Origin of the sequence: Bacillus mycoides (genome assembly GCF_018742245.1) — a bacterium.
GTDB lineage: Bacteria > Bacillota > Bacilli > Bacillales > Bacillaceae_G > Bacillus_A > Bacillus_A cereus_U.
In genome coordinates this window covers 2,594,648-2,616,668 of the sequence record NZ_CP036132.1, presented here as the reverse complement: position 1 = coordinate 2,616,668, position 22,021 = coordinate 2,594,648, and the positions used below count along the sequence as shown (strand labels likewise).

The following is a 22,021-nucleotide window of genomic DNA, read 5'->3' as shown; positions in this document are numbered from 1 at the left end:
TGAAAAGGATAATTTTTAATAAAGTTAAAGGGATCTGCTTCCCGCGGCAGACCCCTTTAACTAGATAATGTTGATGAGCAAAGACTCATCTAGAGTATCTTCATAATAACAAATGAAATTTACTTTGTGTATTGAGAAAAAATGAATTGCTTGTATGAATGTAGCGGATTTATATTTTGCTTTTTGGAATTATAAACATTTGTGGAGAGTGGAATAGGGTTCTAAAATGGAGAAAAGACTTTTCAGCCAGGATATCATACATTGCAATATGTAAGGATAAAAAAGACCTGCTAATTTAAGCAGGTCAACATAAGGGGTTTATCTAACAGATTATTATATATGGTAACAACTGTATTGTAGTAAGTCTATAAGTTATATGTTGAGAAAATTTGTTTGAATAATATATATTTGGCACATGTATTAACGTTTAAAAAGTTGAGAAAGGAAATTCATAAGCTTGCTATAAGAAAATAAGGGCTGATACTTATAAAATGATTCATATTTCCACGCATCATTATTAGAGAATTGGAGTTGTTTATTTGACTCTTTAGGCTTGATGGAACTATTGTAACTACATTTCATAATTTAACCTCCTCAAATTCACATGTATACGATTAGTAGTATTCTAGGAAGGCGAATAAAATGAATATTTATATTGAAATTCTTTCTTCTTGTATACTAGATTTGTGTTTTATATGTTGTAAAACGTAGAAAGCAACTAAAACACCGATACTAATTAATATCCAAAATGAAGAGAAACTTAGAATAATGAAAAAGGATGGCGAGAATCAGTTTGATGATAGATTATATATAACTCTTTCATTCAGCACTTTCATGACGCATAAGTGATGATATAATAGGAATAGATGAAAGATATAGAAAAGCAGGTGACTCTTTTTTGTTTACAAAAGCACAAGAACTTTTAGCGTCTTATTTCGGCTATTCGTCATTCCGAAGAGGACAAGATGAAACAATTAAAAATGTATTAGATGGGAAAGATACAGTTTGTATTATGCCTACGGGCGGTGGTAAGTCAATTTGTTATCAAATTCCCGCATTAGTATTCGAAGGAACGACATTAGTTATCTCACCTTTGATTTCACTTATGAAAGATCAAGTAGATACATTAATACAAAACGGTATTTCCGCTACATATATTAATAGTTCTATTTCTATTACAGAAGCGAATCAACGAATTCAATTGGCGAAACAAGGGCATTACAAGTTGCTTTACGTGGCGCCTGAGCGTCTTGATTCTATGGAGTTTGTTGATCAACTTATCGATATGAAAATCCCGATGATAGCGATTGATGAGGCGCACTGTATTTCGCAATGGGGTCATGATTTCCGCCCGAGTTATTTACATATACATCGCATATTAGATTATCTTCCAGAAAAACCGCTCGTTTTAGCGTTAACAGCAACAGCAACACCACAAGTACGTGATGATATTTGTAATACGCTTGAAATTAATCAAGAAAATACAATTATGACAACGTTCGAACGCGAGAACTTATCGTTTTCAGTAATTAAAGGACAGGATCGTAATGCGTATTTAGCAGATTATATTCGTCAAAATCAGAAGGAATCTGGAATTATTTATGCAGCTACAAGAAAAGTAGTCGATCAGTTATATGAAGATTTAGGGAAAGCAGGAGTTTCGGTATCGAAATATCATGCTGGTATGAGCGATCACGATCGAAATGAACAGCAAGAACTCTTTTTACGAGATGAAATCAGCGTTATGGTAGCGACATCAGCGTTTGGAATGGGGATTGATAAATCGAATATTCGTTACGTTATTCATTATCAACTGCCAAAAAATATGGAAAGTTACTATCAAGAAGCAGGACGTGCTGGTCGTGACGGATTAGATAGTGAATGTATTTTGTTATATTCTTCTCAAGATGTGCAAGTACAACGCTTTTTAATCGATCAATCAACTGGAGAATCACGTTTTTCAAACGAACTTGAAAAACTCCAAAATATGACCGATTACTGTCATACAGAACAATGTTTACAATCATTTATTTTGCAATACTTCGGAGAAGAGCCGAAGGAAGATTGTGGCCGCTGTGGTAATTGTACGGACGACCGTGAAAGTATCGATGTGACGAGAGAATCACAAATGGTACTATCTTGTATGATTCGAACGAACCAACGATTCGGAAAGCAAATGATTGCACAAGTATTAACTGGATCTAAAAATAAGAAAGTCATTGAATTTAATTTTCATACTTTGCCAACATACGGTCTTTTGTCAAACCGTAGTGTGAAAGAAGTCAGTGAGTTTATTGAGTTTTTAATTTCAGAAGAGTTAATTGCAGTTGAACATGGTACGTATCCGACATTAAAAGTAACAGAAAAAGGAAAAGAAGTATTAATTGGTAAAGAGAATGTTTTACGCAAAGAACGGGTGGAAACGAGACAAATTGTTCAAGACCATCCTTTATTTGAAGTGCTTCGTGAAGTGCGTAAAGAAATTGCGCAAGGAGAAGGTGTACCACCGTTCGTTATTTTCTCTGACCAAACGTTAAAAGATATGTGTGCGAAAATGCCACAAAGTGACTCCGAACTCCTAACTGTAAAAGGAATCGGAGAACACAAACTTGTGAAGTACGGGTCTCACTTCTTACAAGCAGTTCAGCACTTTATTGAGGATAATCCAAACTATGCGGAAACAATTAAGACTGAAGTTGTTTCAGAGCGTAAAAAATCAGGAAAAGCTTCAGCGAATTCTCATATAGAAACATATGAAATGTATAAACAAGGCATTGATCTAAATGAGATTGCGAAAGATAGAGGGCTATCAAGACAAACGATTGAAAACCACTTAATCCGCTCTTTTGAAGATGGTATGGAAGTAGAGTGGCAAAGCTTTGTTCCAGCAGCGTATGAAGCTCTTATTGAAACTGCCGTACAAAATGCAGAAGGTGGTTTGAAATCTATTAAAGAACAGCTTCCAGATGAAGTGAGTTACTTTATGATTCGTGCATATTTACAAATTAGAAAGTAGAGAGCAATAAAAAGGGGATAGGGACATATGCATCATGTTTTCGTGTATGGCACGTTAAGAAAAGAGCAAACGAATGCTCATTATATGCAAGGTGCAACATGCATCGCAGACGGAGCATGGACGTATGGCAAATTATTTGATACAAACGAAGGGTATCCTGCAATGGTTTGTTCAAACGAGGAAAAAGTATATGGGGAAGTTTATGAAGTAAATAGTGATGTTCTGCAAAAATTAGATGAACTTGAAGAATATACAGGTAATCCCGAGAGTGATTTATATGACCGGATCACCCAAACTATTTATTTTTGGGATATAGAAACACATGCATATGTGTATGTTGCTCAAGATAGAGAAATGTTGAAGAAAGTTATCATTTCTGGTGATTGGGTGGAGTATCAAAAAGGGAAATAAAAGCAGCTATAGAATGATGTGAAAGCAGATAGTGGAATAATCCATTATCTGCTTTTTGAATTTATACTTTTAAAATTCTTATTTTTTTATAAATTGTGAATATAGGGAAACGATAAGGGGGATTTTTCAGGGGGATCAGAAATTTAGTTTCTCACCTGTAGTAGAAAAATCTATTGCGGGAGGAGAATAATAATGAACGAATTAAATGTGAAGGAATTTTACAAAAAGCAATTTGAACTGTCGAATTATGATATAAATACAGAAAACTGGCTAGAGCAGGTTGCTAAAGAAGTTCAAGAACAAGTTGGTCATCCATTTCAAACGATGTTAGAACTTGGTGCAGGAAATGGTGGATTCGCAAGGGCGATGTCTAAGTTAGATGTAAAAATGATTACAGTTGAACTTGTAACAGAATTAGTTGAATTTGCAAGGGATCATTCAAGTAAGGATATTACGATTCACCATGGTGATTTCTATCAAATTGACATTTCGGAAGAATTTGATGTAGTAAGTTATTTAGATGGATTTGGTGTAGGAACAGATGATGAGCAATTGTTTCTACTAAAACGGATTAAAGATTGGATGAAGGATGATGGATGTGCACTTATTGATATTTATCAACCATTGTATTGGAAAAAGATAAGTGGACAAGAAATGTCATTAAGTTCAGCGATGCGAAAATATGAATATGATAGTATAAATGAAAGAATGTTAGATCATTGGTGGAATCCTAATTATCCAAATGATATTGTGACACAGTCTTTACGTTGCTATACAGTAGAAGAGATTAGCCATCTATGCGGTGAAGCAGGTTTAAGTATAGTAGGATTCTTCCCAGGCGGAGCATTTGATTTTGAACAATCGCGATATAAAGAGCAAGCTTCACTATATGATTGCTTATCTTATCGTATAAAAGTAAAAAAGAAATAAAGAAAAGGTAGGGCTTATCCCTCATACACATTAAGATAAGTTTATGTGTATGAGGGGGATTTCAAATTTGTAGAATCTAATAAACAAATACGACGAAAATAGTTGATATAGATTGTTGGTTAAGTGCTTCCGTATTCATGTAAATATTTTTATTAGCTTCTAATCGACTGAAAGGTTGGGTTAATGAAGTATGAGCTATGTTTTTGCTAAACCAAACACATAGGTCTACTATATTCACTTGTTGGTTAAACGAATCAGATCTTTTTAACTAATCACTCCAAATTATTAGGCAGCATATATCGTTGTGATTATTTGAAAACTAATACTAGTTCATTAAAAATCGATAAATTCATATTAAAAACGCCATCCTTTTTGTATATTTCTATAAAAAGAATAGCGTTTTTTTCGTTATATGGATACAAATTTACATTATCTTGATAATAGTAATAGGGCGAGAATCTATTATGTTTAACCAATAATAAAATGACACAATTGACAAAACATACATCAATGTTATAATGATACATTGTTATCGTGGTAACAAAATATCGTTTTTTACATTAAGGATGTGAAGTTATGAAACAAAATAATGAACAAATAAATGAAAAAAATACAAAAGTTAAAGTTGAACGTGTGCAAACTGGTATTAGGATGGAAAAAAGAATGGTAAAAGTTTTGAAAGCAATGGCAGAATATCATGATATTTCGCTAGGCGTTCTTCTTGAAAGAATCGTTCTACATTCTTTTGAAAATAAATCTGTATTTAGCGATGCAAGTCTTGAAAAAGTTAAAGCTATAAAAGAAGTTTACGATATGGATTATGGCCTAGAAATAAGTCGTCAGTGGAATGATTCGGATAAATAGAATGATTATTTTCACATACAGTGCCATCTAGATTGTTTGTAAGCAATCTATGAAGGGAAGAAACTAAATAAAATTATCAGGAGCGATATTAAATGAAATTCAGTACATTGACAATATTTGATAATTACCCCAATCAATTATCCCGAACTCCTAAACAATTCTATAATGAGGTATTGGAGCAAGCCGTTCGGGCTGAAGAAATGAACTTTGATGGGGTATGGTTTGCAGAACATCATTTCTCAGATTTTGGTATTAATCCCTCTCCAGCAGTTCTGCTCGCTGCGGTATCTCAAAGGACGAATAGAATTCGTCTTGGTGTGGGTGTTTCAGTACTTCCATTACACAACCCTATACGAGTTGCTGAAGATTATGCGATGGTTGATCTTTTATCAAACGGAAGATTAGATTTTGGGTTAGGTAGTGGATATGCACAGAAGGAATTTGATGGTTATAATATTTCATTGGAGGAAAAAACTGAGCGTTTTAACGAGTCTCTAGAAGTGCTACGTAAGGCATGGTCAGGCAAGATTTTTTCTCATCAAGGGAACTTTTTTCAATACAAAGACCTTAGGCTTAATGTTCAGCCAACACAAGCTCCGTTTCCGCCTCATTGGATTGCAACCTCTAGTGAAAAAGGTGTTAATCATGTTGCTAGTATGGGAAACAATTTCATGGGGCTTGGGTTTAGTAAATCACGAGATGAATTAGCAAAGCTGATTGATACTTACAAGAATACGTATCTAAAGTCAGGATACGGTAATCCAGAAGAATTGGAAATCCCTATTGCATTTCATGTTCATGTTGGTGAAACATCTGCAGATGCTGAATCAGATGCAAAAGGCCCTTATCAACTATTTATGAATACTCCACGTGGGACTAATATTTCATATGAAGACCTTAAACATAAATTCAATCCAATAATAGGAAGTCCTGATGAAGTTATTCAACAAATTCAGTCTTACAGTGAAATAGGTGTTACGAATTTTATGGCAGTAATGAATTTTGGTGGATTAGAACATCATAAAGTACTTTCATCTTTAGACTTATTTGGTAAGTATGTAATTCCTGCATGTAAGTGAAAAATTGATTGGTCCCCAAAATAAAAAAATGAATGTAATTCTCATAAATAAATATAGAGAAAAAATTTGTTTTGAGGATACTTTAAAATCTTAGATAAAGAGGCATGGTTTTTTATATTTTTCTTTATTTCGGAAAATTCTTACTTGAACTATTGACTTTATGGATGGATTTTTAATACAATTATGTCTTGACTAAAAAAATTGGAACGGACAGGAGGGAATCATCAAATGAACAACATTTTTGACGCAGAGTTACAAAAAATGAAAGATACTTTAAGTACGATGGATGATCAATTAGAACAGCTTGAAAAAATTCCGGTTTATTATGGAGAAGATTTTAAAGAGCAAATTCTTGAAAGTATGAGGGAGTCTAATAGACAAAGCTTACGTATTGGTGTACATGAGCCGTACTTTGGAAGGTTAGATTTTCAGGAGGATGGCAAGGAAGACGTAATGCCGATTTACATCGGTAAAGTAGGTGTTTCAGATAAAGATATGATGAAACCAATTGTAATTGATTGGCGAGCACCTGTCGCGAGTATGTTTTATTCATTTACCGGTGGTGATGAATTAGCATTTTATCATTCACCAGACGGATTAGTAGAAGGCGATGTTTATTTAAAGCGAAACATTTCCATTCGAAAAAGAGAACTAGAACGTGTTGTTGATACATATGTAAAAGGAAATGAAGATGTCTCGCATGCTGATGATTTTCTTCTATATCGATTAGGTGAGAATAAAGATAATAAATTGAAAGATATCGTTTCGACTATACAATCGGAGCAAAATGATATTATTCGTGCGGAAAGAAACTTACCATTATTAATTCAAGGGGTTGCAGGGAGCGGAAAAACAACAATCGCTTTACATCGCCTTGCTTTTTTAATTTATGAATATCGTGAACAACTTGAAGCGGAGAGAATGATCGTATTCGCTCCAAACAGTTTGTTTTTAGATTATATTTCGAGTGTACTTCCTGAGTTAGGGGTAGGAAATATTAGTCAAACAACGTTTCCAGATTGGGCATTACGTACGTTAGATGGTTCGGTGAAACTGAAGCAGACAGAAGAAAAAATGAAAGAAGCTTTTTCAATTAATCGCGATGAAAAAAAAGTTATGCTCGGTAAATTAAAAGGCACGCTGGAATTCAAGTCGTTTATTGAAGAAAGAATGATTCAATTTGAAAAAGAATTAGTACCGACAAAAGATTTTGAGGCATGGGATAAAGCAGTTATTCCAGTGGAAGACGTTAAAAAATGGATGCAGGTTGAATATAAACACTATCCATTAAAGAAAAGACGAGAACGTTTAGTCGGCAGAATGAAGCGCTGGATTGAAATTGAACTGAAAAAGTTTGGAGAAACAAACGAGAAAAAGTTACTAAAAAAAGAAGCGACAAAGAGATTGAGCACATATATGAATTTTTGGCCGAAAATGAGCCCACTTTCACTGTATAGTTCAATGTTGAAGAGTAAAGAAATACTCGAAGTATTACCTGAAGAGCTTGTTCAAGAAACAGAAAAGAATTCTCGTAAAAAAGAAGTATATGTAGAAGACTTACCAGCTTTAATTTACATACATCATCGCATAACAGGAATTGAAATCGGACAGAAGTTCCATCACGTCGTTATTGATGAAGCTCAGGATTTCTCGCCTTTCCAAGTTTATGTATTAAAAGAAATTACACTAGGTAATTCTTTCACTATATTAGGTGATTTATCTCAAGCGATTTATGATTATCAAGGAATTGAAGACTGGAATGCTTTTAAGGAAGTATTCCAAGAAACAGGTTATTATGAACTGACGAGAAGTTACCGTTCTACAAAAGAAATTATTGAATTCGCGAATGAAATAATTAAAAATGCAGAGATTCCAGTAGGACTCGCAACACCAGTTTTCCGTAGTGGTGAAGACGTGAAAGTAATTCGGGGAGAGGACCAATTTACTGAAATTGTGAAGACATTAGAACATCTACAAAATGAAGATGTGAAAACAATCGCGGTAATAGGAAGAACAGACGATGAATGCCGTGATATATATGAGAAGTTAACAAATGCTGGATTGTCTGTTAACGTCATTGAAGCAGATCAAAGTAAGTATGAAGGTGGTATTTCGGTAGTACCAGTATACTTGGCGAAAGGGTTAGAATTTGATGCCGTACTTCTAATCGACGTTGATGAAGAACATTACAAAAATACAAAACATGATGCGAAATTATTGTATGTCGGATGTACGAGATCACTTCATGATTTATGGATTTTCTATAGTGGGGAAATATCTCCGTTAATTAAGGGATAAAATAAATAAAAAAGAGGATTTTCTAATAGTTCATGAAAATTCTCTTTTTTATATTTAAATGGTATATGAATTAGCGATCAAAGCTGTTATTTAAATAATATACTATCATCCTCTCTAATTCCTTAGTCTGTTCTTTTTCCCATAGACGAACAGCATCTACCGGATTTTGTGCATTCTTTAACCAATCTAGAATTAAGTCTAGTTGCTCTTGTATTTGCCACAATATTTGTTCTTTTATGTTCTCATCCTGAATTCTCTCAATTAATTGAATCATATAGGGAAGTTTTTCTTTACATTCGTTTAAATCTCCGCAATAACCTGATGGAAATTCATGCGTACAAAACTCTAAGCTATTTATATAGTAAGAAACAAGATGTATCATTGCCTCTTGTTCGGTATCGCCACCTAATTCAATGGTTTTTTGGAGAAGTTGTTCCAAATCCTCATCAGTATTTCCGGAACCCATATAAAGTCCCATCCATTTAAAAGGTCTTGAATCAGATGGATCCTTTTCTAACCATTGATATAGAATGTCTATTAGAAAACAATTTAACGGGAAAGTTAATACTTCATTTTTCTCGTTGGATGTATCTAAAATAGTAAAAAGCGTAATAGCAAACTCTTGTTGATCTTTGGATTCCCATTTCTTTGCATTTGTAATAAATATATCTAAATGCTTAAAAGCTAATTTTCGTAGTTCTGCTTCGAGCTGCTGACAGTAAGAAATAAAATCATGCCAGTTCTCATTTGTATTCATATGTATAATAATGGCTTGTAGTGCAGTGTGATTTTTACTCATTAGTTATATGTATCTCCATCCCGATAAAATGCTATTTTAATTGAATAACGTAAGCATATAGAAAAAATTCACTGGAGTTATATGATTTAATATGTGCGTTTAAGTATAAATCTTGGTGATGGAAGTGTTTCTTGTTCTGCTTCAAAATACGCAACTTGATTTGTAATTGAGTATAGAATAGAAGGCATTCCCATTCCAACAGCAGCCTCTAATGCGTCCGGCAAAGGGAGTATTTTCCCATCGATTTTAGTGTCCCATGATATGGCGTAGCAAGAATCATCGGCCCCATGTTTTTTTAACAGACGACCTATATCAATTGGACACGAATTAGGTTTAGGAATTTCAATCATATATTCTTCACGTAGCGTAGTTCTGTAATTATGGCAAAGGCGACCTATGGCATCTTTACGTTTCTTAGTTGAAGAAAGTTCAAACATGATCCTATTTTGAAGTCGCTTAGTAAAAAAGGAATTTACAATTATCTCTTCTAATTTTTTATCCATTATAAGTCTCCAATCTATTAATCATGTGTTGGAAATTTTAGTATTATTATATCATTACATATATTAAAAAGGGGGAATAGCTATGATTACAAAAATAATAACAAAAAGAAATTGGGAAATCGCGAAAACAACGGGAGAAATTAATGAAGAATCACTTATAAAAGAGGGGTTTATTCATTGTTCATTATTAAACCAAGCTTTAAAAGTTGCTCAAAAACATTTCAGTCATGAAGAAGATGTTTTATTACTTACAATTGATCCATCCCTGTTAAAAGCAGAAATAAAATATGAACTTGCTTCTAACGGTCAAAAATATCCGCATGTATACGGAGTAATCAATGTAGATGCAATTGTAGATGTTGTCCCATTTCCAAAAGAAAAAGGAGAGTTTATATTACCAGAGGTACAAAGTTAAGCGTGTTATATAGGCATTTAAGTTAGCTAGAAAAGCACAAATCATATCGTTTGTGCTTTTTATTGTATATTTTTTGAAAAATCATTGTTTTTGTCACACTAATACTGTACGATACATAGTATAAAACACATACTGTATGACATATAGTAATGGAAATGAGGTGGATGAATGGATACTTTATTAAATTCATTAATTACTGAGCTAAGGAGAGGGACATTGACATTAGCGGTTTTAAGTCAACTAAGAACGCCGCAGTATGGATATTCGCTTGTCCAATTATTGGAGCAATCAGGAATCATGATAGATCAAAGTACTTTATATCCACTACTTCGCCGATTAGAAAAGCAGGAGCTAGTGACGAGTAGTTGGGATAAAACTGAGAGTAGACCTCGTAAATATTATGTTTTAAGTGAATATGGATTAGATATATTTTTGCAGTTGAAAAAGGAATGGATAAAGGATTCGAAAGAACTTTATAACTTATTAAAGGAGGAGGACAAGAATGAGTTTGATTGATATCTACGTCGAGGAAGTTGCGAAGAGATTACCTGAAAAAAATCGTGAAGATATTATACTTGAACTACGGTCAACAATCGAGGATATGTTACCTGATGATTATAATGAAGAAGATGAAAAAAGTGTTCTTGAAAAATTAGGGAGTCCAGTCTCATTGGCTAATGGGTACTTGGATAGACCGATGCATTTAATTGGACCACGTTATTTTGATGTGTATATGACTTTATTAAAAATGATTATACCGATTGCGGTTGTTATTGCGCTTATTTCAATGGTTGCAGAAAATTTTATTGGCTATACTGGTGATCAAGCAGTATTAAATGTTATTTTACAATTGATAGGTAAAGGCATTGGGGAAATTGTCGAAGTAGGCCTCCATGTATTTTTCTGGTTGACCCTTGTATTTGCTATTTTAGAAAGAACAGATAAAGACAAAGGTACCCAACCGTTGACGACAAGTTTAAAAAAATGGACGCCTGATGATTTGAAAAATATCTCGTATGTGCCAAAGAAAAAGTCAATCTCAAAGTTTGAAGTTTTTGGAGGGCTGATGTGGACGGCAGTATGGGCAACGCTTTATTTTTATGCCAATCATCTTGTAGGCGTATATGAAGGTACTGAAAATGGACTGAATTTTGTCGCGCCAACTTTCAATCAAGATGTTTTACTTCAGTACTGGCCAATCGTTGTAATTATGATCGTTTTCGAAATAGGTATATCACTTTATAAATTAGTACAAGGACAATGGACGCAAAGGTTGGCAATTGGGAATGCTATTCTTCAAGTAGCTGGAACAATAGTATTCATTGTAATTGTAGTAAATTCGCATTTATTTAACGAAGGATTTATTACGTATGTGGCAAATGTGTTTACTATGTCCCCAGAGGAATTTAAAACGTGGTTAATCGGCGGTGGAATTTTTATTTACACACTGTCTGCTGCAATAAATATATTTGATGGTTTCCGAAAAGCTAGTATTCGTATGTGGAAATGAATCAGAAATTCCGATAATATGAAACCATTTAGAAGATAACCATTATGAAAGGAAGAAAACAATGATAAGGGAAGCAACGAAAAAAGATTTAGCATGTATTTTAGATATTTATAATGATGCGATAGTTTATACAACAGCTGTATATGCTTATAAACCTGTAACCCTTGAAAATAGAATAGATTGGTATGAACAAAAAAAGACTGACGGTTATCCAATTTTAGTATACGAACTAGATAATAAAGTAGTGGGATTTGCAACATTTGGTCTATTTAGAGCGTGGCCTGCCTATAAATATTCAATTGAACACTCCATATACGTTGATAAGGAATATAGAAAAAATGGAATTGGGAAGTCTTTAATGAAAGAACTAATAGCTATTGCACAGGAAAGAGAATATATGACCTTAATTGCTGGAATTGACGTAGAAAATGAGAAAAGTATTGCCCTGCATCAAAACTATGGATTTGTTCATGCAGGGACAATAAAAAAAGCCGGTTATAAGTTCAATCGATGGCTAGATTTAGCTTTTTATCAATTGGAGCTTAATGGTCCTAAAAATCCTACTGAAGAATAGCTGTATCTATTACTGTAAAAATAATTTTAAAAAGAAATTGTGTATATTTCAAAAGATAGTATGAAGAAATCTCATGCTATCTTTTTTGTATTCACCAATATAATTTAACAAAGGAGGGTTTTGACATTTTATCTCGAATTTTCAGAGGGTGATATAACAATATAAAAAGAGGGATGAATATGGAAACTGTCATACGAAAAATAAAAGAAATACAATCTGGTCAAGTTGGAGTAGCTGTTTACTCTACAAAATATGAAAATATAGTTGCCTCCTATAATAATAATCTTTATATTCCATTAGCATCAGCAGCAAAAGTGGCAATTGGATTTGCAGTAGCGAGGATGGTAAAGGACAAACAAATTAATTGGAATGATACACTTCATCACATTAAGTTTAATCCAAATGAGGATAGTGTGCAGTTATATCCTCATTTACAAGGAAGAACTACATTAACACTTAGTAAAGCGGTTGAAGTAATGATAGCTTGCCACGACAGTTATATTGCTCACTCGGTTGTAATGCACTACGGAGGATGGGAAACTGTCAGAGAAAATGTTTTAACGTACTTTTCAAAGATTCATATACAGGAAAACCCTAGAGATGAGCAAAATGTCGGAGAGTTAAATCAAGTTCTTTCACTTTTAGTACATATTTTTCAAGGGTATAAAGCAGAACCAGAATTATGGGAACCCATTATTAGTGGAATGGTAAGGCAACAAGGTAATTATGAAGGGATACCGTATTATCATTTAGCGCATGTGACAGGTGGTTTATCCACCGCTACAATAAATATTGGTATAATAGGGATGTTTCATGAATTTCCGTTTCTTTATGTAATTGGGGGAAGAGATTTACCTAATCGATTTGATAATAAAGAGGTTGATGAAACAATTCTAGAAGCTTTGAAGTGCTTATATAAAGAATATAAGATGACAAGTCAAACAAACGTTGTAACCGATAATTGAATAAAAACGTTATTTTAATAGCAGGGAGGGGAATAGTGCACCTAAAGGAGTATACCGTTTACAAAAGTGAATCGCTCATATGTATCGGGACTATAAAGGAATGTGCTCAGCATATGGGAGTGTCTGGTGATTTCTAACATAAAAAGAGAGCACAAAGGCTCTCCTTAATGATTTTGTGATCCGCCAGCAAAACGAAAAGATTCAAGTACTTCAATACATTAGAAATTTTGTGAACATGAAGTACAAGGTCCACCAGTAGGTTGAAATACAACATTGTCAACAAAAGCTGTTGCGCCTTGCCCACCTGTAGCAATATTTTGGAAAGCAACACATGCTGTAGTCACACCAGCAGGTATACACACAACAAGAGTATAATGTTGGAAAAGGGATTGCGGTTGATTCCCAACAGGTATAATATGTGGAATATTTAATGTACCGAGAGTTGTAGCGAGAGGAGGACATCCATGTCCAAGTTCTGGAAAAGATACAGAAGCTATAAGAAATGCATTATCCCTTACATCCGCAGCAAAAGAAAACGTAAAACAACAACCTTCGTCAACATCAACTGATTGATTAATACTTCCACCTGGTCCAATTGACGCAGCTAAGAGACTAAGTGCCCCATTTGAAAGAATACGACCACTATGAGCATTTGGAACACCTACTTCTTCAACATCCCCAATTTGATTCCAACCAGGAACTGGATCGGTTACTAATGGTGGTTCGTCAAATCCAGGATTGTCAAGAACATTAGTACATGGGCAACACGCTACTGCAGTTGGTCCTGTTGCTCCTGTTGGTCCTGTTGGTCCTGTTGCTCCTGTTGGTCCTGTTGCTCCTGTCGGTCCTGACGGTCCTCCTGATGGTCCTGTTGGTCCTGTTGGTCCTGTCGGTCCTGTTGGTCCTGTTGGTCCTGTTGGTCCTGTCGGTCCTGTTGGTCCTGTTGGACCCGTTGGACCAATTTCAGGTGGAGGTAAAGGGGGACCAAAACATTCGCATGGAATATGAAATTTTTTATTAAATTTACTCATTTTTACACCATCCTTATCATTAACCCAACTTACACAATATAGTTTATGAGTTAGCTAACACGCAAGTATAAGGAAAAAGCCTTTAAAAATAAAAATAGGCATATACCCTTATGTTACAGATATAAATCTATTCCATTAATTGCTAGTTATACCGTCATAAGTTATGCAAGAAAAGGGTATGTATCAATGCCGGGGTTAATTAGTTTTTCATGTTTTGTTACATATGGTGGATTTGTATGGATTAGTCTATTAAAATGAAGAAATAAAAATATGTAAATATTATAAGAATTGAAAGGAAGAAGTACATATGAAACGTATAGAGAACGGTACTCGCACTGAAGGCGAATACATAAAAAATAAAGTAATTCAATATAATATGTCTGCGCTGTCAGATGAAGTAAAACAGCCAATGGAACAAGTAAGTTTCGTAGTGAAAGATGAGGAAGGGAAAATCTTTGGTGGGGTAACAGGAATGATGTATTTTTATCATCTACACATCGATTTTTTATGGGTTGATGAATCAGTTCGCCATGATGGTTATGGTAGTCAATTGTTACATACAATAGAAGAAATTGCGAAGGAAAAAGGATGTAGACTCATTTTACTAGATTCATTTAGTTTCCAAGCACCAGAATTTTATAAAAAGCATGGTTATCGAGAGTTTGGGGTCGTTGAAGATCATCCTAAAGGATATAGTCAACATTTTTTAGAAAAAAGACTTTAATATAATTATATTATGTTTACTAGGAGAATGGAGAATGTACACGTATAAATTACAACATGAACAACCAATCTGTGTAGAAAAAATAAAGAAACTTTACGATTCTGTTGGCTGGTGGCCAGAAAGAAAAGTAATTGATATTGAAAAAATGTTAAAGAATAGTATAGCAATTGGAGTATGGGAAGAAAACGAATTAATTGGATTTGCTAGAGTTGTTACTGACGGTGTTTTTCGGGCGTATATTGAAGATGTTGTCGTACATGAAAGTGTAAGAAATAAAGGTATTGGTGAGAAGATGCTAACAATGTTACTGAAAGAGATATCTCATATTGATATTGTTAGTCTATTTTGCGGAGAGAAACTAATAAAGTTTTATGGGGAACAGCAGTTTCAAGCGACGAAGCAAATTGTGATGCATCGTAATCAAATAGTGAAAGAATAAGAGGTGCCAATTAGAATGAATGCAACAAAAGCATATTGTTTATCGAAAAGAAAAGCGACAGCAGATTCTCCAGATGGCTGGAGTGCAACATGTATGAGGATCAATAATAAAATATTTGCGATAGTGAATCATGAAGAAGGTGAAAAAGCTGCGATTACATTAAAATGTGATCCAGAACTTGCCTTGCGAATAAGAGAAGATTATCCGGAAACAATTATTCCTGGATATCATATGAATAAAAAACATTGGAATACAGTTTATATACATAAGGGTGTAGAACAAGAACAAATTAATAAAATGATTGATTGGTCGTATGATTTAGTACTACAATCATTTTCAAAGAAAAAGCAGCAAGAGTTATTGGATTAAATACAAAGTGAAGTCGACCATAAATAGCTAGTAAAATGATTATATTTTACTAGCTATTTGCAGTTTTAGATTATATATTAGGAGATTTTGAAATGAATACGAAACGAAACAGATTACTATATGCACTGTTTACTATAGTTGTTGTTATTTTAGGTCTTATTTCCAGAAAGTTTGCTTTTGCATTACCTGATCTATTAAATGACTACTTAGGTGATGCATTATGGGCATTAATGATTTTCACTGGATTCGGATTTTTATTTTCTAAAATAGAAACGAAGAAATTAGCTTTTATTAGTTTGATATTTTGCTACGGGATTGAAATTAGCCAATTGTACCATGAGACTTGGATAGATAGCATTCGCGCAACGACTTTAGGTGGACTCGTATTAGGGTACGGATTTTTATGGAGTGATTTAGTGGCTTACACAATTGGTGTTGGAGTAGGAATGCTTGGTGAGTTTATGCTATGGAAGAAATAAGTGAATTTTAAAAGGGGTATTTGTATATGGAGGATATATTAGAAATTGCAAAGTTTTGGTTTCAATATAAAGATGTTGCAGCTACTGAAATTCAACCAAACGTAACGAAAATTCATTGTAATAATAAAGTGTATATTTTAAAGGGAAAGGGATCGATGAAGCAGCTTCTAAATGAATTAAATGTATTAGAACAGCTTGATGAGAAAGGTATTAAAGTACAAAAATTAGTAAAAACGAGAAATGATGAAGGGTACATATTTTATAAAGAGAATTATTATTGTTTGTACGAATATGTTACTGGAAGTGTGCTAGAAATAAAAGATACAGAAAAGCTGATAAAGCTAGGGAGCACTATTGGAGATGAAATAGCGAATCTACATCAAGCACTAGATTCAGTGAACAGTACAAGCGGGTTAATAAAAAGAGATTTGTATAAAGTAGTATACAGATGGGCTTTACCAATTTTAGAAAAGAATGAGCATGTTCATCGGAATGTAATTCAAAAAATGGGTCAAATACATACAGCTTTCAAGGAAACGGTTCACTCATTACCAAAACAAATTATTCATCGCGATATGCACTTATCGAATGTAATCTTTAAAGGGAATGAATTTCAAGGGTTTATAGATTTTGAACTTTTAGAAGAAAACGTTAGAGTATTCGATTTATGCTATTGTTGTACGAGCATTTTGAGTGAGTTATATACTGATGAAATATTAAGAGGGAAATGGCTACGTATAGTTGGAAAGATCTTTGAAGGATATAATAAGAAAAATCCTTTAACAAGAGAGGAAATACAGTCTATATGGTATGTTATGCTTTCTATACAAATTATTTTTATTACTTATTTTGTTCAGTTAAAAGATTTACTAAAGTTAAATGAAGAGATGTTTTTATGGATTTTTGCTAATAAAGAAGCTATTGAAGAATCTATAGAAAGAGTCCTACTAATATGAAAAAAATAATATTAATTGGTTCTGGTGGTTCAGGAAAATCTACATTAGCAAAGCAGTTAGGAAATAAACTAAAAATACAGGTGTATCATCTTGATGCGTTATTTTGGAAACCGAATTGGGTAGGTGTTCCGAGGGAGGAACAAAGAACAGTTCAAAATGACTTAATTAAAGAAGAAAAGTGGATTATTGATGGGAATTATGGCGGGACAATGGACATAAGAATTAACGCAGCGGATACAATTATCTTTCTTGATATTCATAGAACAATATGTGTTTATCGTGCTTTTAAAAGAATTGTGCAATATCGGAATAAAACAAGACCGGATATGGGTGCTGGATGTTAAGAAAGGTTTGACTTGCAATTTTTTAAATGGATATGGGAATATCCTAAGACGAAAAGACCTGCAATTTTAAAAAGACTCGATCAATTAAATAAGGATAAAAGAGTTATTATTTTAAAAACACCAAATGAGGTTCAACGATTCTTAAAGGAAGTGCAGTAAGTATAAATTGGTGCGTTAAAAGCATTAATTTATGTTCCATTTTGAATGGAGGGATAATATTGAATGAAATCATTCGCTCGACTGATTCTTATATGGTAAAAGTTCCAACAGGAGAGGTAGTATTAAGAGATGATCGAATAAAAAAAGAATGGAAAGTTCAAGTTAAACCATTTCTTCTTGCAAAATATGCTGTAACGATGGAATTATATGATGCTATTACGAATAATACACCAAATATATTCAAAGATAATAATAAACCAGTTGTAAGTATCTCATGGAATGATGCGATTGTGTTTTGTAATTTACTTTCAAAAAAAGCGGGATTAAAAGAGTATTATTCTATTAGTGATAGCGGTCAAATTGTTAGTTGTAATTTAGATTCCAATGGCTACCGATTACCTTCTGAAGCAGAGTGGCAATATGCGTGTAAGGCAGGAACTACTGGATACATATATGGAGAGCTTAAAGAGATTGCTTGGTATAATGAAAATTCAGATGGACATATTCATGAGGTCGGGGGAAAAGAACCGAATGCATGGGGATTATATGATATGTTAGGGAACGTTTGGGAATGGTGTTACGATTTGTATGATGAAAAGGTGTATGGATCGTACCGAATTTTCCGGGGTGGTAGCTGGGCTGAAGGAGCGAGAGGGTGCGGTGCTACTTGTCGCCGCCGTAGCCATCCTACATTTCATATAGATGATCTTGGTTTTAGGCTTGCTAGGTCCATTTAGAAGGAGAATAAAAGATAGGAGTACGGAAAGTGTCTGTACTCCTAATGACAACATAGAAATCATTTAACTTAAGGAGTGTTTACATTGGCACGTGTTTTATTCATTAACGCTGGATCAGAAGGACATATTAATCCAACCATTAAAGTTGTAGAAGAACTAATCTCCCGCGGTGAAGAGGTAGTTTATTTTTCAATAGAAGCTTTCAGGGAGCGTATTGAAAAAACAGGGGCTACTGTACGAACAATTGACGACCAAAAGTTTATAAAAGCTTTTCTTTCCGGTGGTCGAAATTATTTACCAGAAAGAATAAATGGTCTTTTACATACAGCAGATGTTATTATACCGAGTGTTCTTGAACAAATTGAAGGAGAACATTTTGATTACATCATTCACGATTCTATGTTTGGCTGTGGACATCTAATTGCTCAAATTCTTAAGCTGCCAGCAATTAATTCATGTACATCTTTTGCGCAGGATGAAAAATCATTTACAAGAATGTTAGAACATCTTTCGAAAAATATATCAGAGGAATCTATTGAAAAAATTAAAAATGATTATCAAAACTTAACGATAGGAATTAAAGAAAAATATGGTGTTGAAATTAAATCACCTTATGAAATTTTCTGTAATCCTGCACCACTTACAATTGTTTATACAACTAGGGAGTTCCAACCTTTTGGAGAAGCTTTTGATGAATCATATAAATTTGTAGGACCATCTCTTTCTACACAATTAAGAAAAGAAAACTTCGATTTTACTGCAATCGAAGGGGAAAGTCCCATTTATATTTCACTAGGTACGGTTTTTAACGAGGCCATTACTTTCTATAAACTTTGTTTTAAAGCGTTTGAGAATACCGATTATACTATTGTTATGTCTATCGGTGAAAAGACTAAAATAAGTGATTTAGGTGAGATTCCTAAAAACTTCATTGTGAAAAATTATGTTCCACAAACTAAGGTGCTTACATATACAAAATTATTTATTACACACGGTGGGATGAATAGTACACATGAAGGACTTTATAATGGGGTGCCACTAATTGTAATTCCGCAAAGTGCGGATCAGCCAGTAATTGCAAGGCAAGTTGAGAATCTCGGAGCAGGAGTTACATTACAAATGCAAGGATTAGTGGAGAGTCAACTACGTGAAAGTGTAGATTTTGTGTTAGGTGATATATCATTTAAAGAAGCTGCTTTGAATATGAAGGAATCTTTCCGAAAGTCAGGTGGGTATGAGAAAGCTGTTGATGAGATTTTTAAAAATAAAAGTCAATACAACATCTAATTAAAAACCTAGTTGTATAAAAAAGCGTCTATATTACATGATATAGGCTTTTTTTGTTAGTATACATATTAACAGTTTCGTGTCATATAAAGTGGGGAATTCCACCCATCCTTAAGTTGATGGATGGGTGGGTGGTGCTATCCATTTATATCACCCCTTTTTAAAAACATAAAACGAATGTCCCTAATATTAATATATGAAGTTAATTTTTTGTGTTTGTTCCATATTTCGCTTTATAATGATAAAATGGTATTTTGTGGTTATTGAAATCGTATCACCCTATTAAAAAGCTATTTAAATTAATCGATATAAAGGAGTAATTAGAATATGGAAGAGAAAAATAATTTTTCAATTAAGAAAATGTGGAAGATAACTAACCCTTCTAAAATTCATTTTATCTCAGGATTAGTATTATCTATTGTTTCAAGTGCAATTTCATTGATAATACCTTTATTAATAAAAGATATAATGGATGAACTTTCAAAAGGCATATCTTTTAGTTTAATAAGTCAAATTTCTATTTTGTTAATTTTGGAAATAATTTTTTCAGCTTTTTCTCTTTATTTATTATCTAAAGTTGGGGAAGAAATAGTGAAAAACTTGCGTGATAAACTCTGGGATAAGTTATTAAAATTACCTGTAAAATATTACAATGATAATAAATCTGGTGAAATGGTAAGTAGAATAACTAGTGATACAACAGCAATAGTAAATATTATTTCATCTGAAATTGTTGATTTAATCACGAGTTGTATAACATTAGTACTCTCTTTAATTATATTATTTACTTTAGATATTCCAATGACATTGGTTTTGATTTTAGTAGTACCGATAACTCTTTTTGTTGTAATTCCTTTGGGAGAGAAGGTATATGATCTTTCTTTTCAAGAACAAAATAAAATGTCTCAGTTGACAGCTTATTTATCACAGACTCTTTCTGAAATTAAGCTTGTAAAATCTTATAATACTGAATTGAAAGAAGCGGAAAATGGAAAAAAACATTTCGATTTTCTTTATATGAATGGAATAAAGAGGGCTAAAATTAATTCTATATTAACTCCAGTTTTAGGGACATTTACTACTATTGTTTTAATTGGTGTAATAGGTTTTGGTGCCTGGAGGGTAGATCAAGGTCTAATTAGTTCTGGTGAGTTAGTAGCATTTTTATTGTATTTGTTTCAAATTATGTCTCCTTTTATACAAATGAATCATTTTTTAACAAGTTTTCAAGAAGCAAAAGGATCTATGAAAAGATTATTTGAAATTTTAGAAGAAGAAGAGGAAGTTCAAGTTGTTACTAAAATAGGTATTGGATCTCCAACACAATTAGAGTTTAAAAATGTTTCTTTTAAATATGATGAAAAAGAGAATGTTATTGAAGACATTTCTTTTAAAATTAAAAAAGGAACGTTAACAGCACTAGTTGGACCAAGTGGTTCTGGAAAAAGTACGGTATTTTCGTTAATAGAAAGATTTTATGATCCAACTAACGGAGATATTTTATTAGATGATGTATCTTATAAAAATATACATGTAGAAGAATGGAGACAGAAATTCAGTTATGTTTCGCAAGATACTCCAATTTTTTCAGGTACAATTAGAGATAACATTTTATATGGACAAAATGAAAAGGTTACAGATGATAAATTGATAGAAATTGCAACATTTGCAAATGCACATGAATTTATTGGCGGTTTATCGGATGGTTATAATACGCAAGTAGGAGAAAGAGGTAATCAACTTTCAGGTGGACAAAAACAACGTATTGCATTAGCTAGAGCCTTAATGCGTGGTACAGATTTTCTATTATTAGATGAGGCTACAGCAAATCTCGATTCTGATTCAGAAAAACAAGTACAAAAGGCAATAAATACATTAATTCATAAACAAACAACTTTTGTAATAGCACATAGGTTGTCTACCATTATAAATGCTGATCAAATTATTGTATTAGAAGGTGGTAGAATTACAGGTTTTGGAACTCATGATGAGTTATTAAGTAATCATGAGTATTATCAAAGAGCTATTAAACAACAATTTGAAAGACAATAATTTAAAAATTGATGCAAATTTAATAGGGAAATTAAAAATCCATTACAGTGAAGAATATGATAAGTTTCATGAAACAAACG

22 protein-coding genes and 1 pseudogene are annotated in these 22,021 nt (G+C 33.2%); 20 read left to right on the top strand and 3 right to left on the bottom strand.

What is annotated here, in order from left to right:
- Positions 1–898 precede the first annotated feature (898 nt).
- The 6 genes from recQ to EXW56_RS13280 all read left to right on the top strand — a co-directional run bounded on the left by recQ (position 899) and on the right by EXW56_RS13280 (position 8,598).
- Positions 899–3,016: a DNA helicase RecQ gene (gene recQ / locus EXW56_RS13305; protein WP_098988638.1), complete on the top strand. Its 2,118-nt coding sequence runs from the start codon at positions 899–901 to the stop codon at positions 3,014–3,016.
- Positions 3,017–3,043: 27 nt separating this feature from the next.
- On the top strand, positions 3,044–3,427 hold the full coding sequence (locus tag EXW56_RS13300) for a gamma-glutamylcyclotransferase family protein (RefSeq protein ID WP_002110302.1): 384 nt from the start codon (positions 3,044–3,046) through the stop codon (positions 3,425–3,427).
- 192 nt (positions 3,428–3,619) lie between these two features.
- Positions 3,620–4,357, top strand: a complete 738-nt coding sequence (locus EXW56_RS13295) for a class I SAM-dependent methyltransferase (protein ID WP_215556955.1) — start codon at positions 3,620–3,622, stop codon at positions 4,355–4,357.
- Between the two features lie 576 nt (positions 4,358–4,933).
- Positions 4,934–5,221 (top strand): hypothetical protein, encoded by a 288-nt coding sequence (locus tag EXW56_RS13290; protein ID WP_215556954.1) that lies wholly within the window; start codon positions 4,934–4,936, stop codon positions 5,219–5,221.
- A gap of 92 nt (positions 5,222–5,313) precedes the next feature.
- A complete protein-coding gene (locus tag EXW56_RS13285; RefSeq protein ID WP_215556953.1) occupies positions 5,314–6,300 on the top strand; it encodes an LLM class flavin-dependent oxidoreductase in 987 nt (328 codons plus the stop codon).
- A gap of 228 nt (positions 6,301–6,528) precedes the next feature.
- A complete protein-coding gene (locus tag EXW56_RS13280) occupies positions 6,529–8,598 on the top strand; it encodes a HelD family protein (RefSeq protein ID WP_215596627.1) in 2,070 nt (689 codons plus the stop codon).
- 70 nt (positions 8,599–8,668) lie between these two features.
- On the opposite strand, the gene EXW56_RS13275 is transcribed toward EXW56_RS13280, so the two are convergent.
- Entirely contained in the window at positions 8,669–9,397 is a 729-nt protein-coding gene (locus EXW56_RS13275) for a hypothetical protein (protein WP_215556951.1), read from the bottom strand.
- A gap of 86 nt (positions 9,398–9,483) precedes the next feature.
- Positions 9,484–9,900: a hypothetical protein gene (locus EXW56_RS13270; protein ID WP_215556950.1), complete on the bottom strand. Its 417-nt coding sequence runs from the start codon at positions 9,898–9,900 to the stop codon at positions 9,484–9,486.
- Positions 9,901–9,982: 82 nt separating this feature from the next.
- Here EXW56_RS13270 and EXW56_RS13265 point away from each other — a divergent pair, with 82 nt between their 5' ends.
- The 5 genes from EXW56_RS13265 to EXW56_RS13245 all read left to right on the top strand — a co-directional run bounded on the left by EXW56_RS13265 (position 9,983) and on the right by EXW56_RS13245 (position 13,364).
- On the top strand, positions 9,983–10,315 hold the full coding sequence (locus tag EXW56_RS13265; RefSeq protein ID WP_199659543.1) for a DUF952 domain-containing protein: 333 nt from the start codon (positions 9,983–9,985) through the stop codon (positions 10,313–10,315).
- A 168-nt stretch (positions 10,316–10,483) separates the two neighbouring features.
- A complete protein-coding gene (locus EXW56_RS13260) occupies positions 10,484–10,831 on the top strand; it encodes a PadR family transcriptional regulator (RefSeq protein WP_002110296.1) in 348 nt (115 codons plus the stop codon).
- Positions 10,818–11,825 carry an HAAS signaling domain-containing protein gene (locus EXW56_RS13255; protein ID WP_215556949.1) on the top strand — a complete coding sequence of 336 codons (1,008 nt, stop codon included), beginning with the start codon at positions 10,818–10,820 and terminating at the stop codon, positions 11,823–11,825. The genes EXW56_RS13260 and EXW56_RS13255 overlap by 14 nt, the downstream gene beginning before the upstream one ends.
- Before the next feature lie 61 nt (positions 11,826–11,886).
- The gene (locus tag EXW56_RS13250; protein WP_215596626.1) at positions 11,887–12,399 is read left to right on the top strand and encodes a GNAT family N-acetyltransferase; all 513 of its coding nucleotides are present in this window, start codon (positions 11,887–11,889) and stop codon (positions 12,397–12,399) included.
- 179 nt (positions 12,400–12,578) lie between these two features.
- Positions 12,579–13,364 carry a serine hydrolase gene (locus EXW56_RS13245; protein WP_215556947.1) on the top strand — a complete coding sequence of 262 codons (786 nt, stop codon included), beginning with the start codon at positions 12,579–12,581 and terminating at the stop codon, positions 13,362–13,364.
- Between the two features lie 218 nt (positions 13,365–13,582).
- On the opposite strand, the gene EXW56_RS13240 is transcribed toward EXW56_RS13245, so the two are convergent.
- On the bottom strand, positions 13,583–14,395 hold the full coding sequence (locus EXW56_RS13240) for a collagen-like protein (protein ID WP_215596625.1): 813 nt from the start codon (positions 14,393–14,395) through the stop codon (positions 13,583–13,585).
- Between the two features lie 307 nt (positions 14,396–14,702).
- Between EXW56_RS13240 and EXW56_RS13235 the strand changes: the two genes are divergently transcribed.
- The 9 genes and pseudogenes from EXW56_RS13235 to EXW56_RS13195 all read left to right on the top strand — a co-directional run bounded on the left by EXW56_RS13235 (position 14,703) and on the right by EXW56_RS13195 (position 21,941).
- Complete coding sequence (locus tag EXW56_RS13235) at positions 14,703–15,119, top strand: GNAT family N-acetyltransferase (RefSeq protein ID WP_215556945.1); 417 nt, start codon at positions 14,703–14,705, stop codon at positions 15,117–15,119.
- A gap of 34 nt (positions 15,120–15,153) precedes the next feature.
- A complete protein-coding gene (locus EXW56_RS13230) occupies positions 15,154–15,558 on the top strand; it encodes a GNAT family N-acetyltransferase (RefSeq protein WP_016105075.1) in 405 nt (134 codons plus the stop codon).
- 15 nt (positions 15,559–15,573) lie between these two features.
- Complete coding sequence (locus EXW56_RS13225; protein WP_215556944.1) at positions 15,574–15,927, top strand: MmcQ/YjbR family DNA-binding protein; 354 nt, start codon at positions 15,574–15,576, stop codon at positions 15,925–15,927.
- A 92-nt stretch (positions 15,928–16,019) separates the two neighbouring features.
- Entirely contained in the window at positions 16,020–16,406 is a 387-nt protein-coding gene (locus tag EXW56_RS13220) for a ribosomal maturation YjgA family protein (protein WP_098988635.1), read from the top strand.
- 26 nt (positions 16,407–16,432) lie between these two features.
- Complete coding sequence (locus EXW56_RS13215; protein WP_215596624.1) at positions 16,433–17,362, top strand: phosphotransferase enzyme family protein; 930 nt, start codon at positions 16,433–16,435, stop codon at positions 17,360–17,362.
- Positions 17,359–17,865 (top strand): annotated as a pseudogene (locus EXW56_RS13210) (DNA topology modulation protein). Before EXW56_RS13215 ends, EXW56_RS13210 begins: the two are co-directional and overlap by 4 nt.
- Positions 17,866–17,957: 92 nt before the next feature.
- Positions 17,958–18,602: a formylglycine-generating enzyme family protein gene (locus EXW56_RS13205; RefSeq protein WP_165497471.1), complete on the top strand. Its 645-nt coding sequence runs from the start codon at positions 17,958–17,960 to the stop codon at positions 18,600–18,602.
- A gap of 84 nt (positions 18,603–18,686) precedes the next feature.
- Entirely contained in the window at positions 18,687–19,889 is a 1,203-nt protein-coding gene (locus tag EXW56_RS13200) for a macrolide family glycosyltransferase (RefSeq protein WP_215596623.1), read from the top strand.
- Between the two features lie 327 nt (positions 19,890–20,216).
- Positions 20,217–21,941 carry an ABC transporter ATP-binding protein gene (locus EXW56_RS13195; protein WP_016105070.1) on the top strand — a complete coding sequence of 575 codons (1,725 nt, stop codon included), beginning with the start codon at positions 20,217–20,219 and terminating at the stop codon, positions 21,939–21,941.
- The last annotated feature ends 80 nt before the right edge of the window (positions 21,942–22,021 follow it).

Excerpts from the sequence above, each read along its gene's own strand:
- EXW56_RS13300 (WP_002110302.1), top strand. The coding sequence starts at position 3,044 with ATGCATCATGTTTTCGTGTATGGCACGTTAAGAAAAGAGCAAACGAAT.
- EXW56_RS13295 (WP_215556955.1), top strand. The coding sequence starts at position 3,620 with ATGAACGAATTAAATGTGAAGGAATTTTACAAAAAGCAATTTGAACTG.
- EXW56_RS13290 (WP_215556954.1), top strand. The coding sequence starts at position 4,934 with ATGAAACAAAATAATGAACAAATAAATGAAAAAAATACAAAAGTTAAA.
- EXW56_RS13285 (WP_215556953.1), top strand. The coding sequence starts at position 5,314 with ATGAAATTCAGTACATTGACAATATTTGATAATTACCCCAATCAATTA.
- EXW56_RS13280 (WP_215596627.1), top strand. The coding sequence starts at position 6,529 with ATGAACAACATTTTTGACGCAGAGTTACAAAAAATGAAAGATACTTTA.
- EXW56_RS13275 (WP_215556951.1), bottom strand. The coding sequence starts at position 9,397 with ATGAGTAAAAATCACACTGCACTACAAGCCATTATTATACATATGAAT.
- EXW56_RS13270 (WP_215556950.1), bottom strand. The coding sequence starts at position 9,900 with ATGGATAAAAAATTAGAAGAGATAATTGTAAATTCCTTTTTTACTAAG.
- EXW56_RS13265 (WP_199659543.1), top strand. The coding sequence starts at position 9,983 with ATGATTACAAAAATAATAACAAAAAGAAATTGGGAAATCGCGAAAACA.
- EXW56_RS13260 (WP_002110296.1), top strand. The coding sequence starts at position 10,484 with ATGGATACTTTATTAAATTCATTAATTACTGAGCTAAGGAGAGGGACA.
- EXW56_RS13255 (WP_215556949.1), top strand. The coding sequence starts at position 10,818 with ATGAGTTTGATTGATATCTACGTCGAGGAAGTTGCGAAGAGATTACCT.
- EXW56_RS13250 (WP_215596626.1), top strand. The coding sequence starts at position 11,887 with ATGATAAGGGAAGCAACGAAAAAAGATTTAGCATGTATTTTAGATATT.
- EXW56_RS13245 (WP_215556947.1), top strand. The coding sequence starts at position 12,579 with ATGGAAACTGTCATACGAAAAATAAAAGAAATACAATCTGGTCAAGTT.
- EXW56_RS13240 (WP_215596625.1), bottom strand. The coding sequence starts at position 14,395 with ATGAGTAAATTTAATAAAAAATTTCATATTCCATGCGAATGTTTTGGT.
- EXW56_RS13235 (WP_215556945.1), top strand. The coding sequence starts at position 14,703 with ATGAAACGTATAGAGAACGGTACTCGCACTGAAGGCGAATACATAAAA.
- EXW56_RS13230 (WP_016105075.1), top strand. The coding sequence starts at position 15,154 with ATGTACACGTATAAATTACAACATGAACAACCAATCTGTGTAGAAAAA.
- EXW56_RS13225 (WP_215556944.1), top strand. The coding sequence starts at position 15,574 with ATGAATGCAACAAAAGCATATTGTTTATCGAAAAGAAAAGCGACAGCA.
- EXW56_RS13220 (WP_098988635.1), top strand. The coding sequence starts at position 16,020 with ATGAATACGAAACGAAACAGATTACTATATGCACTGTTTACTATAGTT.
- EXW56_RS13215 (WP_215596624.1), top strand. The coding sequence starts at position 16,433 with ATGGAGGATATATTAGAAATTGCAAAGTTTTGGTTTCAATATAAAGAT.
- EXW56_RS13205 (WP_165497471.1), top strand. The coding sequence starts at position 17,958 with ATGGTAAAAGTTCCAACAGGAGAGGTAGTATTAAGAGATGATCGAATA.
- EXW56_RS13195 (WP_016105070.1), top strand. The coding sequence starts at position 20,217 with ATGGAAGAGAAAAATAATTTTTCAATTAAGAAAATGTGGAAGATAACT.